Source organism: Cerasibacillus sp. (assembly GCF_036516575.1).
Lineage (GTDB): Bacteria > Bacillota > Bacilli > Bacillales > Amphibacillaceae > Cerasibacillus.
Genome location: NZ_DATBTY010000026.1, coordinates 38,472 through 51,739 on the forward strand (window position 1 = coordinate 38,472; position 13,268 = coordinate 51,739).

Consider the following 13,268-nt stretch of genomic DNA (forward strand, 5'->3'; position numbering starts at 1 on the left):
GGAAAACAATGTTAGACCATAGTTTTAAAAACTATATTAATTTACCGATATAATAATAGAGAGGGAGGATACAACATGAATAATCCTTTTATACAAATAGGCAAACGAAAAATTGGTTTAGATTATGAACCAGTTGTAATAGCAGAAATCGGTATAAATCATGAAGGTAATTTAGAAACAGCCAAAGCAATGGTGGATGCCGCTCATAAGGCCGGGGCTGAAATAATTAAACATCAGACACATATAATTGACGACGAAATGAGTGAAAAAGCTAAAACGGTTATTCCCGGCAATACTAATATATCAATATACGAAGTTATGGAACGTTGTGCTCTAAATGAAACAGATGAAATTGAACTTAAAAATTATGTTGAATCTAAAGATATGATTTTTTTAAGTACCCCATTTTCAAGGGCAGCGGCCAACCGCTTAGAAAAAATGGGCGTTCTCGCATATAAAATTGGATCTGGAGAATGTAATAATTATCCATTAATTGAACATATCGCTTCATTCGGAAAACCTATGATTGTATCAACAGGTATGAATGATATTAGTAGCATTAAAAAAGCTGTATCAATAATGGAGAAATTTAAAGTACCTTATGCATTATTACACTGCACAAACCTTTATCCAACACCACCAGAATTAGTCAGATTAGGTGGAATGGAGCAGTTAACCAAAGCATTTCCAAAAGCTGTTATTGGCTTATCTGATCATACTGTAAATAATAACGCCTGTTTAGCAGCAACAGCATTGGGTGCTTCTGTATTAGAGAGACATTTTACAGATACGAAATCGCGAAAGGGCCCAGATATTGTCTGTTCTATGACTCCTTCAGAGTTAGAATTGTTAATTTCCGGAACTAAAGAAATATGGAAAATGCGTGGTGGTGATAAGAAACCGGCTAAGGAAGAACAAGTAACGATGGACTTTGCCTTTGCTACCGTTGTTACGACAGAAAAAATAAAAATAGGGGAAACATTAACTAAAGATAATATTTGGGTTAAAAGACCAGGAACAGGGGAAATTAAGGCTGAACATTATGATAGATTAATAGGTAAAAAGATTAAACGTAATCTAAAATCTAATGAACATATAAAGTGGAGCGATGTTGAACTGTGAAAAAAATATTGTTTATAACAGGAACAAGAGCAGACTACGGAAAGATTAAATCATTAATGAAAGAAGTTGAAAAAAACCCGCAATTTGAACTACATATATTTGTAACAGGAATGCATATGCTAAAGAAATATGGTTATACAATACAAGAAATTAAAAAGGATGGTTTTCAAAACTTATACCAATTTATTAATCAACAAAACGACGCAAAAATGGACATTACCTTAAGTAATACTATATTAGGTTTAAGTAACTATGTGAATGAATTACAACCTGATTTAATTGTTGTTCATGGAGATCGGCTCGAAGCTCTAGCCGGAGCAATAGTTGGTAGCTTAAATAATATTCGTGTAGCCCACATTGAAGGAGGAGAAGTATCTGGAACAATTGACGAATCGATTAGACATGCTATTACAAAATTTTCTCATATTCATCTAGTAAGTAATGAAGAAGCAAAAAATAGAGTCATTCAACTAGGAGAAAAAGATTCATCTGTCCATATAATTGGATCACCAGATATTGATATTATGTTATCAGATAAACTACCTACAATTGACGAGGTTAAAAACAGATATGATATTCTTTTTGATGAGTACGCTATTTTTATTTATCACCCTGTAACAACTGAATTAGATCAATTACCTACTAACGTAAAAAATGTAGTAAATGCTGTGATTCGCTCACGTAAGAATTATATCGTTATTTATCCCAACAATGATGAGGGGAATCGTTATATATTTGAAGAATATAAGCGTTTTGAAAACAATAGTAACTTTAAAGTATTCCCTTCTATGCGATTTGAGTATTTCTTAACTTTATTAAAACATAGTGAATTTATGATTGGTAATTCTAGTACTGGGATTCGGGAAACAGAAATATATGGTATACCATCTGTAGATATTGGCAATAGACAAAAAGGTAGATACAAACTTAGTAAGACTTCTAATATTATTTATACACCAGATAGCGAAGAACTTATCTTAAAAGCTATAAATTTAGTAGAAGACAAGCAATATACTAACTTTAATTTCGGGGATGGAAAAAGTCATACAAAATTTATTCGGCTTTTAGAGAACGGGACAATATGGGAGAGTAGCCTACAAAAAAACTTCGTTGATTCTGCAAAGGAGCGAGAAGTAATTGTATAATGACAAAACCTTTTTAGCAGTTATTCCTGCCCGCGGTGGTAGTAAAGGAATTCCCAGAAAAAACATTATCAAAATCAATAAAAAACCGCTCATTCAATATACAATAGATGCTGCTCTATCATCTAAATATTTAGATGATATTATCGTTTCAACTGATGATAAAGAAATTGCTACAATTTCACGGGATTTGGGCGCTAGCGTCCCCTACTTAAGACCAAAGCATTTAGCAACTGAACAATCGCCAACTATTGAAACTTTAATCCATGTCATTGAAGGGCAAAAAAAATTAGGCAGAACATATGATTATGTAGTAACATTACAACCAACGCAACCTTTAAGACAAGCTAGACATATTAATGAAGCCATTGAAAAGATTATTTATTATAACGCAGACAGTCTGACCAGTGTTTCGAAGGTAATGGAACATCCTATACTAATGCGTACATTAATGAAGAATGACCAACTGAAAAACATCCTAAATATGAATAGTACAGTTAGAAGACAAGACTTTTCTGAAATATACAAAGTTAACGGAGCCATTTATATTAACAAAACGTCGTGCATGAACTCTGAAACGAGTCTGAATGATAATAAATTAGCTTATATCATGGAAAATATTTATGATTTAGATATTGACGAACCCAGTGATATAAATTTATTTAAATGGATGATAGAAAATAAAGGTGTGTAAAACTCACACACCTTTAATTGTTTTGTTTCTTTTTAACCATTCTATTAAATTCTGATAAAAAATATTTTCTACATCATTTAATCTTTGATTAATTTGTTTATATTGTTTTTTAATAATCTCGATATTATCTAAGGTATCTCTAATCTTGTTAAAAAGTTTGTTTTCGAAACCTTCTTCATTTACATAGACTACCTTATCCAACAAACCTAATTCTGAATATAAATCATGAATTTTTTTATAACTACTTAAACCAATCGTTGGTATATTTTGTGCAATGGCACATACATTACTATGAAATCTCATACCTAGAATCAGTTCACATTTTTGATAAAGTCCGAAAATATATCTATCAGAGCCTTCTCCATTTATATATGGCGCCACTGTAACCCTATATCTTCTATATTGGTCATTTATGTTGTTTAATACATCCGAAATTGCTTCGATATCACTATAGATATGTGGAAAGAAAATTAAGTCGAACTTATTTTGACTTTGTAAAAAACGATTTACAAACCTGGAAAAAGCATTAATAAAGTCATCATAAGTAAATTTTTCACTAAATCTTATAGGCTTCATATCACACACAACATTAATACCAATAAATCTCTTTCCTCTCGTATTTATTGGGAGGGCAACAGGTTCTGTTTTAAAGAAAAAAGCACCATCCGCAACTTTATAAATCTTGTCGATATATTCTTTTCCATACAAGTTGCTCAAAGTCTCAAAAGATCCATCATTTCTAACGGTTACTAAATATTTATCAGAGTTAGTAACAACTTGTAAAAACTTATTAAATTTTTCTCTTGTGCTTTCGCTATATCCCTTCCCAATATCACTTCCCAATCCAAAAAAGAGTATTGGTGTTTTAATTTTCTTTAAAGTTTCTTCACTTAAGTTTACAGTCGTACCTGTATGGGAGTAGTCCCATTTTAGTTCAAAAAAATTTCCTCCACCTATGATAACAAGTTGATATTTATTACATAAACTAATAAAATCATCGCTATTGAAGTCTCTAAGATTCCATGATTTATAAAAATGTCTTATTTCAATTTCAGCATATGTTATTTCCTGCTTTATTATATTACTTAATTTTCTCCTTAATCCAGTATGATTAGCATTATCTCCAATATTTCCGTTAAAACTAGCAATATGTAGAACAGTTATTTTTTGCATGCTACACTTCCTATTTTAAATGTTCCATACCTTTATCTAAAAACTCATTAATTTCAATATTAGCTTGTTTACAGTGTGAAATAAACATAGTAATTAGTTCTATAATTTCTTTACCTTTTATAAATATATCATCTTCTAAATTTAATCTAATTATCTCATTCGCAACGTATTTTACATGTGTTCGTATGTAAAAGGATACAAAGAATTTATAATATACATTATTACCGAGACTATTGTAAATCGAGTCAAATTTTTGTAGTTCAGAAATAAGTTGTGTTTTATTTCTCACTTTAGTACTAAGAGAAATATTATTTATTACTTTATCGAGTTGAGATATTATATTTATAAAGTCTTTCATACTTTTCTTTAATAATTGATACTTTATTCTCACTTCTCTTTCATTATAGCTATTCTTAGCTTTCCACCACTTTAGAGTATTATTTGATTGTTTCAGAGTTTCTCTAATTAATGTCTCAATTGTTTGAAATGGCACTCCTTCAATCCTAGCTCCACCTTTTGTAGTATTAATAAAAGTTCTTTTTGTATATAATTTAGCAATTTTTTCAATTGCTTTTCGCATACTATTAAAACTATGATTAGTCTTCATTTCGTTTCCATAAACATCCGTTGTTATTAATGCCTTATCCAATGTTTCTTTGTCTATATTGGTTGGAATATGGTCATAAGCAATTCCTTTTGAATATTGACGACCATTTAAGTAGCCTAAATTTTGTCCAGCAAATATAATTGGATCTGTACCTAACTTAGTTAATACTTGAAACGCCATTACTGCTATTGATGGGGAATCTACAATTAGGTGCTCTTCAAACTCTAATTGTTCTTCTAATAAGTAGAGTGATGTTTTATCTTGTGAAGTAATAAAATGAACCTTTGGACCTTGATAATCTTTAATTGTTTCATATCCTACACTTGAGCCAAAAACCATCGGTATATGATCAATACCGTTCTCAATCATCTTCTTAAATACATTCTTATTTCTACGTTTAGGGTCATAAGTAAAAACCGCATCTGGAAGCACATCATATTCAATCAAACTATTTATCGCGGAACCCACGGAGAAAATATACGCTAAGTTATTCGCCTTGATATATCGAATGTATTCAATATCCTCTGCAAGTGATGGACCCGCTGAAACTATAATAGCAGGCTTTCCCTCAAATTGCGTACGATCTATATCTTTCAACATATTTGGTGTATTCAATACCGTTTTAAAATTAATTATGCTATTCATTACCCAAAATTTTTGAAAACCAGCGTCAGTCTGTAAATTTATTCGCCGATTTAATATCATTTCTTTTATATTGTTATGAAACCGCTCATATTTTTCTTTTATTATATTTTTGTAACTTGGCAATACAATTAAATGTATCTTTCGATTGTTTGTTTGAAATTCCTCTAAATAAGCAAGAGTTTCTTTATTATGTTGATCAACATATAAATGACGGATATTTTTTGCAATAATACGATTTATATCACGATGTTTAGACATTTCAAAAAATACTTCAGGAATAGGTTCGTAAAGTGAATATGAATTATTTGGATATTGTTCAATAAACTTTTCAACATGGTAACCCATTCCAATTCCGTAAAAGAAGATATGTGTATCATCTTTTATACCATCTTTATGGGAAGCGATCACTCTCTCTGCTTCTCGAATTGGATTATATATACTATGTACCATTAATGGCTGATTTTTATCAACATGATAACGAATGGTTTTATATCCTGCCTTAGAAGCCATACACTCTAGTTGCTGTAGCTGCAAATCAGTTTCATGCTGTGCAAAATATTGCCTAATCACAGGAAAGCGTTCTCTTAAAAAAAGGATATTATCAATTAACATGAGTAAAAAACTCCTTATCTTTCAGGGACTTTGCTATATTCTGCTCCAATGACTCATATGCGGGAACTATTTCGTAGGCTAGAATATCCAAAATAAGTACGGTATCTTGTACTTCAACTGCTTCTAATAATTGTTTAAAATTATTTTCGCACATTTTGAAGTCCTTCATGATTTCAGACCAATAGGACGGTTGTTTAGGTGCCGCCTCTGTAAATGTGATAAACTGAAGCAGCCATTGGAATCCTTCTGATAATTGACCAATACCTTCCCACGTTTTTTTAGAAAAAACGTCATAACTTTCATCAATTAATTTATTTAACGTCGGTATTGCTCTTTGCAAATATTCATGTATTGATTGCATCGTGTCCCATATCATTTCATTAGTAGAACGAGTAACGATTTCAATTTGCATAATTTCATTTAGTCGTTCATTTATGAATGATTCATGGTTCTCAAATATTCCCATTTCATCAATAATTAAATGACTAAATATAACATCTTGTTTTTTAGTTAATTCATTTACTTTTTCTAAAATCATTGTAAATGCAGATTCATCTCTTGGTAATTCTGTCTGTTTATTTTTGTATATTAATTGCATAGCGACCTCCAAAAGTAGGATTTACTAATATTATCGGTTAAAGATAAAAAATTTAAAGATTAAATGTACAACAGAACTTGTTTATTTAACTATATAATGTATTGTGAAGCTGAGCAAAACATTCCTTTAAAAATGGGTGAAAACTTACAGAACTAGATAAATTCATCACTTACATTAAGAGGTATTTCTCTTTAACCACTATCATAGCAGAAAGGTTAGGTAGGTATTAGTTCTCATTAAAATTAATACAATTTTAGAATATGCCAATAAAGCTATCTTGTAAAATTGAAAAAAAACCTACTGGTCGGTTTTATAAGATTTATTAAGAATAGACGGTATATTATATTTTGCGCATTTTAAAAGACTCTAGCCAAAGGCTAGAGTCTTTGATTTGTCCACTATTAACGAAGTAACTGTAGTACTCCTTGTGGTGTTTGGTTGGCCTGCTTTGCCACTATGTCTTTCGAGCATAGAATAGACTATATCTTCATCTCAATTGAGATGCTGGGCACTTCGAATGTCTGTTATGACACTCTACGGATTTCATCGTCATAGCACATGCCTTAAACGGTGTATCCTAGTCGTTGAACGTTCTCCAAGGTTTCCCTACAGGAGCTTCGCTGCTGATTGTCCAATCTTCATGTTTTCAAACCTTCACGCTCGCCGTTTCTGGCCACGTTGTGGTCATGAAGCTCTAAGGATATTCCAGCAATTCACCCAGTGATCCTCCGATAAATCACTTTACCGGACGCCCTATGAACAGTTATGCAACCTGTTCAAATTGAGCTAACATTGCTTGTGCCGCTTGAGTTAAGATGTTGTTCTTAGTGAACTCCATCATTTCTTTCGCCATATCAACATCACGAATACGTGATTCTGCAGCTGTTAGGTTTTCTTGGGACGCACCTAAATTGTTAATAGTGTGTTCCAAGCGGTTTTGGACTGCACCCAAATTTGATCGTTCTGTTGAAACACTGTTGATAGCTGTATCAATCTTAGATAATACACCTGAAACAGCACTATCAAGGCCAGATTTGTCAGTGGCATCGCCGAATGCTAAAACATCTAATCCACTTACTCCTAGACCGGATGCCGACATACTATTGATATTTACTGCTAATGACTGATTTTCATTAGCACCAATTTGGAAAACTAAATCTGTACCACTAGCAAAGCTTCCATCAATTAATTTTTTGCCATTAAATGCAGTACGTTCGGAAATCCCATCTATTTCAGCAACCAGATTGTTAATCTCATCTTGAATTGCTTGAAGATCAGTGTCTTTTTCTTGTGTTCCTACGTTACCTGCCTGAACAGCCAACTCACGCATACGCTGTAAAATTGCATGTGTTTCAGTTAAGGCTCCTTCTGCAGTTTGAATTAATGAAATTGCGTCTTGTGAGTTTTTAGTCGCCATTTCTAACCCTCGAATTTGCCCTCTCATTTTTTCAGAAATAGCAAGACCTGCAGCATCATCTCCCGCCTTATTAATACGAAGGCCTGATGACAGCTTTTCTAATGAATTTTGCACAGCGCCGTTGTTCGCAGCTAACTGACGATGAGTGTTCAGTGCTGCAATGTTGTGATTGATTCTCATGTAAATTACCTCCATGTAATATTATTTTTGGGTCACGTCCTTGTGTCCCTTTTTGAACATGATTTCTCATGCTCATTTCTTATATCGGCAGTTTTGGAAAATGTTTAACCTTTTTTATCGTTTTTTTTATTTTTCTCATATATAAGTAGCACTTGATAACCATAGTTAACCATAAAAAGTTTATAATATTTTTTAAAAAGGGATTGTACAGCCTTTTCATGCTCATTGACGACTATTTTTAGTAATCAACGAGCGATTAACTAATAACTTTTCGTAGTTCCACTTTGTTTTAATATAAAACATCTTAACCGGTCTTGTAATAAGGGGGGCTTCCTTTCTATCTCAATTAATATCCACTGTGTTATTAGGTAAGGATCTGGCCATAGGAGATTCTTAACTCATAATAAATAGCCCCTTGTTGTCATTATCTAAGCAACGAGGGGTAATTGGATAATTTATAAACATAAATTAAAATCTCTTTAACACAACATATTATTGTGCTTTTCTAAAAGCTCTTCTTTCTGCATATTCGACACATCGTTCACAAATATGTATATCTTTATTTTTGTCATCTAAATACTTTCGCAACTTCTTTTTCGGAACTTTTTTATGACATAAGTAACACTTTTTGTAAAATAAATTAAACAACACTCGTTCCCCCCCACACCGACATTTTACAACAAGAAGGGGTATGTTTCCATAAAAAAACGCCTTATTTATGGTTCACTCATTTCTTTTCATCTGTAAATATCGGAGATCAATGATGAATTTTGCTTTCATTAACAAATCCAAGCAAACCTCATATCCAAAGTCATTAAAATCAACATCAACATTTTCAATGACAAAATCACCCATTTAGACTTGTTCTATTCATTTTCTATATGCATGTTCTTTACCACCAATGCCAAAGTAAGTCACAATTGTATCTTCTAGATCAACTTGAATTCCAATATCTTCAACAGCATCTTGAGAAATAAGAGTTTTAGCTGCTTCATTGTCTAAAACCATGTTCTTTATCAGCTTTTTCCTCCCATTAAGTGTTAGAGTAATATCTACTAATAAAAGCCCATGCTTATACTTGATTTTCATGGACTTCATATCTCTCCTTAAACCGACATCTTGACGAATTTCGAGCACAATATTTTCATGAGCAGTGGGATATACCAACTCATCACCTTTTGAATTTAATAATTCCTTTGTTGCTAATTCATCCGGGACAGATTTTATAACAGCCATGTCTTCTATTATTTCTTGATTTTTATTTACTTGAGACGATAACACTTTTATCTTTACAAACTGATTCGGGTACATATTTCTAACCTCTGACCATTTCATATTTTCACCGTCCCCGGCTTATTTATCAATAATATATCATACAATTTAGCCCTTATTTTAGTTACAAAAACACATAAGCGTACGACTAAAACGAACTTCTCCAAAAATAAACCGAATCCCTTTCTCATCATTTCTTTCTACCTTCTTATTCTCTGCTTGTTTATTGAAAGTAGAATTATTCAGTCTAGTTCATTACAATACGAATTAATAGTTGATCGAAAGGAAGCCATTACTAAAGCTATCAATACGGCTTCTTCTAATGATGTTGTTATAACATAGCTGGTAAAGGGCATGAAACTTATCAAATTCCTAATGATAAAACGATACATTTTGATGAAAGAGAAATAGCTAAAAGGTTATAGCGAAGGAATAAATATAAATGCTTTATAAAGCCGCCTTAATATCTTGACATGAAAAAGGTGGATAGCTGAGTTAATTTCCAAATTATTGAGTTGAAATAGACACACTCTATCCCTGGATATAAATAAACTTTTAAATTCCATCCAGGGGGAAGCCTACCGCTAGGCAAGACGACTGTGCTTTGATTTTTTACAATAGTTCTCCTTGGATTATTTGTTAAAGGTGGGAGTAGGCACCTATCCAAGGACTACTCCCTATTATGCTGATAAATACTCTTTATATTATAGGAGGGGAAATTACCAAATTTTAATCTACTATTGAATTTATTAATTTCACTGATAACAAAATGGAAATAAAGATTAAAATAGGAATGACTAACAGTAAAATTAAAATATCTGTTAATATGTTCCAAGGAATTACATTTATATTGATTAATAATCTTAACAAACTGAAAAGCAAAGTGAAAATTACTATGAAGCTTAATATTTTCGCAATATTCCTTTTCATATTATACCTCCCGACGATGAATTTTGTAAAAAGCAACTATTGACAAAGCTGTATTCCAAGCATCGATTGCATTTATACAGGATAATTATTTTATCTGTATATTTACTTTACTTTTTTATCCATTCAATAATAATATTCTGTTACCCGAACTGGCCAAAGATATTTTCTATTTTAAAAATTTATCAATTTTAGGAGCCTTACCATTATTATCTAGACCATATTTAATATAATCTAAAGTTTCAAATGGACCATCTGAATGTTCATTGACAATTTCAAATTTAAACGCTACTTTTTCTCCTACTGTAAATTCAGATGTCAAGTCTCCATTGAATGGCCATTCTGTGATAGTACCACCGAACTCTTCAAAACCAAAAAAAGTTTCATCTAGGTCCTTATCATACCTAATTAATTTTATTTCATCTTCTAGAGTAATTTTATCTCCAATTGAAAGTCCCTTAAAGTTTCGTACTAATACTCCAAGTTCAGTATCAAATGCACGATTCTGTAATGAGCTTAGAGTAAAAGTTTTTTCATCTTTGAAAGCAGTATTATTAGCTAGATGTGACTTTGAAGGCAATACATAAAGACCGCCCTCTATCTGCATTGCTTTATATTCTTTATTTGCTCTAAGTTAGTAATAGTGGTGACATCTCCATCTTTTAGCTCAGCGGCTGTTTCTGCTCCTGTTGGAATAGGGCATGGTGGTATACTGCACGATCCAGTCCAATGAAATAATCTTAACCAAATATCCCCCACGATTGTTTACTGGGTTGCGCGTACCTTACAGTGTATGTTCCATTACGACCGCCTTTATAGTATGTGTGCTGATTATGTGTAACAGACCGTGATCGAACGTCTGTGTTTGAGGGATTAGTAATAATTACTGATATTTTAGAAGCCCAGTTAACCACTGAAGTTTGAGGCCATGTATCTATCTCATGATCACGGTGTTTAACGCTAACTGTATGCCTAGTTGAAGTTCCGTAATTTCCCGAATTAAAACTAATAGTACCAGAGCTTATTGTGTCCCAATTTGGCCCAACTTGTCTCGTAGGTTGTCTCTTATAAATAAAGTTTCCAGCTTTGTTAGATATCCACCATACAAGTTTTGTCCAGTTCCGTGAGTAATTAATATCATTACCATCATCAGAATACTCTTTGTCTGTTTGCAGTGATAGTTCCTTTTGAGGGATATTACTCGCATTTATTGTATCTTCATTAAATAATAGTTGAATAAATAACATGATGCCATAGTTTTCTATCCTCCTATAAATTGAATATCTTTAAACTGAATATTGTCTAAAGATTTTCTAAGAATGAGTCTTTATTCCCTTAAACTTCCTTTTATAATAATAATTATCATCACTTCTCTTAAAAGTCAATTTATATTGAGAATTAATTTAATAAGGAAAATTTAGTTCTGAATTTGACCAACAAAATTATAGTTTTTCTTTTTCCAAAAGGGAGGGTATATTCAATATAATTTTACCTTAAACTGCTGAAAGACAATGATGAAATATTAGACACTGTATTTTCTAGCAATTACAGGAATCTATTACATATCGCAAAAATATACCTTGTGCATTAAATTGTCATTAAAAATACATAAGAATTGCACCTCAAAATGCAGTACTAATTATACTCAAATAAAACAGCATAGTTCACAAAAGACTATGCTGTTTCGTATTATTTTTACCTTGTGTACCAACCAAGGCACCTATTGTAACCGTCAAGTAAAATTGAACACTTGGAGATGCAGATGTTTTCTTGGACCATTCATTTGATTACATTATTTCACAAGAATACCCTAACTTTTACTGGTCATTAATAACTAGCATATTAAATTCATCAAATCCCCTATCTTCTCCGTAAATTTTATAATAATTTAGGTTGGGAGGAAACAGACCACGGATATGTAGGGACAGATAACTTTTGGGGAATAACATCACCATTGTCTTTATTGGTTTTGTTTCAAATCCTTCGAATAGCCTATAATTCGCGATGTGAAATTAGAGGCAATCCAGATAACAACCACACTTTCCTTTATTGATTCAAGAAGACGTTTAATCTCTGTGAAGGGTTCATTATTCAAATGTTTGGTATGGGAAAATATTTCCTTAAAGGATACATGAAATAGACATGGATGTTCACATATATTCGACCGCTTAATTATGTAGATTGTGAATTTATAATGAGCTCTACAAAAGGAAAAAGTGTTGAAAGTAAGTTTGAAGGAAAGAAATGAAAAGAAAAAGAGAACGCCTATTGGGCAACAATTAGGCAACAAAAAAACGCTCTATTCCTTGTGGAACAAGCGTTTTAAGAAGAGCTTCCAACAGGATTTGAACCTGCGACCTCTTCCTTACCATGGAAGCGCTCTACCTGCTGAGCTATGGAAGCATGAAAATGGCTCCACAGGTAGGATTCGAACCTACGACCGATCGGTTAACAGCCGATTGCTCTACCACTGAGCTACTGTGGAATATTTTTAAAAATCATTTTGAATACAAAAATCTGCCTGGCAACGTCCTACTCTTGCAGGGGCTATGCCCCAACTACCATCGGCGCTGAAGAGCTTAACTTCTGTGTTCGGTATGGGAACAGGTGTGACCTCTTCGCTGTCGTCACCAGACAAATTATTTGAATTGTAAATTTAATTATAGCATTCCACATGAAAGAAATGCAAGTATTTTAACAAGATTTGCACCCTGAAAACCAAATAAGAAGAAAACCTTAGACATCAATTAAATAGCTAGTCAAATCCTCGATCAATTAGTATCCGTCAGCTCCACGTGTCACCACGCTTCCACCTCGGACCTATCAACCTCATCGTCTCTGAGGGATCTTACTCACTTGAAGTGATGGGAAGTCTCATC

At 32.5% G+C, this 13,268-nt stretch carries 9 protein-coding genes, 2 tRNA genes and 2 rRNA genes; 3 read left to right on the forward strand and 10 right to left on the reverse strand.

What is annotated here, in order from left to right:
* The first annotated feature begins 75 nt into the window (after positions 1–75).
* The 3 genes from VIG73_RS04840 to VIG73_RS04850 are packed head-to-tail and all read left to right on the forward strand — an operon-like array spanning position 76 to position 2,958.
* On the forward strand, positions 76–1,122 hold the full coding sequence (locus tag VIG73_RS04840) for an N-acetylneuraminate synthase family protein (protein ID WP_331639513.1): 1,047 nt from the start codon (positions 76–78) through the stop codon (positions 1,120–1,122).
* Positions 1,119–2,267, forward strand: a complete 1,149-nt coding sequence (gene neuC, locus VIG73_RS04845; RefSeq protein ID WP_331639515.1) for a UDP-N-acetylglucosamine 2-epimerase — start codon at positions 1,119–1,121, stop codon at positions 2,265–2,267. The genes VIG73_RS04840 and neuC overlap by 4 nt, the downstream gene beginning before the upstream one ends.
* Positions 2,260–2,958, forward strand: coding sequence for an acylneuraminate cytidylyltransferase family protein (locus VIG73_RS04850; protein ID WP_331639517.1), 699 nt, complete (start codon positions 2,260–2,262; stop codon positions 2,956–2,958). The genes neuC and VIG73_RS04850 overlap by 8 nt, the downstream gene beginning before the upstream one ends.
* 3 nt (positions 2,959–2,961) lie before the next feature.
* Here VIG73_RS04850 and VIG73_RS04855 read toward each other — a convergent pair whose 3' ends face one another.
* The 10 genes from VIG73_RS04855 to VIG73_RS04905 form a co-directional block, all read right to left on the reverse strand.
* Entirely contained in the window at positions 2,962–4,131 is a 1,170-nt protein-coding gene (locus tag VIG73_RS04855; RefSeq protein ID WP_331639519.1) for a polysaccharide pyruvyl transferase family protein, read from the reverse strand.
* 10 nt (positions 4,132–4,141) lie between these two features.
* Positions 4,142–5,995 carry a motility associated factor glycosyltransferase family protein gene (locus VIG73_RS04860; RefSeq protein WP_331639521.1) on the reverse strand — a complete coding sequence of 618 codons (1,854 nt, stop codon included), beginning with the start codon at positions 5,993–5,995 and terminating at the stop codon, positions 4,142–4,144.
* Entirely contained in the window at positions 5,985–6,593 is a 609-nt protein-coding gene (locus tag VIG73_RS04865; RefSeq protein ID WP_331639523.1) for a hypothetical protein, read from the reverse strand. The genes VIG73_RS04860 and VIG73_RS04865 overlap by 11 nt, the downstream gene beginning before the upstream one ends.
* A gap of 763 nt (positions 6,594–7,356) precedes the next feature.
* A complete protein-coding gene (hag, locus tag VIG73_RS04870; protein WP_331639525.1) occupies positions 7,357–8,190 on the reverse strand; it encodes a flagellin Hag in 834 nt (277 codons plus the stop codon).
* 870 nt (positions 8,191–9,060) lie between these two features.
* Positions 9,061–9,525 carry a hypothetical protein gene (locus VIG73_RS04875; RefSeq protein ID WP_331639527.1) on the reverse strand — a complete coding sequence of 155 codons (465 nt, stop codon included), beginning with the start codon at positions 9,523–9,525 and terminating at the stop codon, positions 9,061–9,063.
* Between the two features lie 1,033 nt (positions 9,526–10,558).
* Positions 10,559–10,996 carry a hypothetical protein gene (locus VIG73_RS04885; RefSeq protein WP_331639528.1) on the reverse strand — a complete coding sequence of 146 codons (438 nt, stop codon included), beginning with the start codon at positions 10,994–10,996 and terminating at the stop codon, positions 10,559–10,561.
* A gap of 1,723 nt (positions 10,997–12,719) precedes the next feature.
* Positions 12,720–12,792, reverse strand: a tRNA-Thr gene (locus tag VIG73_RS04890).
* Between the two features lie 7 nt (positions 12,793–12,799).
* A tRNA-Asn gene (locus VIG73_RS04895) sits at positions 12,800–12,874 on the reverse strand.
* A gap of 34 nt (positions 12,875–12,908) precedes the next feature.
* Positions 12,909–13,024: ribosomal RNA gene (rrf, locus tag VIG73_RS04900) — 5S ribosomal RNA — on the reverse strand.
* A gap of 120 nt (positions 13,025–13,144) precedes the next feature.
* Positions 13,145–13,268 (reverse strand): 23S ribosomal RNA (locus VIG73_RS04905); the annotation flags it as partial.

Coding starts and splice junctions, on each gene's coding strand:
- VIG73_RS04840 (WP_331639513.1), top strand. CDS start 76: ATGAATAATCCTTTTATACAAATAGGCAAACGAAAAATTGGTTTAGAT.
- VIG73_RS04855 (WP_331639519.1), bottom strand. CDS start 4,131: ATGCAAAAAATAACTGTTCTACATATTGCTAGTTTTAACGGAAATATT.
- VIG73_RS04860 (WP_331639521.1), bottom strand. CDS start 5,995: ATGTTAATTGATAATATCCTTTTTTTAAGAGAACGCTTTCCTGTGATT.
- VIG73_RS04865 (WP_331639523.1), bottom strand. CDS start 6,593: ATGCAATTAATATACAAAAATAAACAGACAGAATTACCAAGAGATGAA.
- hag (WP_331639525.1), bottom strand. CDS start 8,190: ATGAGAATCAATCACAACATTGCAGCACTGAACACTCATCGTCAGTTA.
- VIG73_RS04875 (WP_331639527.1), bottom strand. CDS start 9,525: ATGAAATGGTCAGAGGTTAGAAATATGTACCCGAATCAGTTTGTAAAG.
- VIG73_RS04885 (WP_331639528.1), bottom strand. CDS start 10,996: ATGCAGATAGAGGGCGGTCTTTATGTATTGCCTTCAAAGTCACATCTA.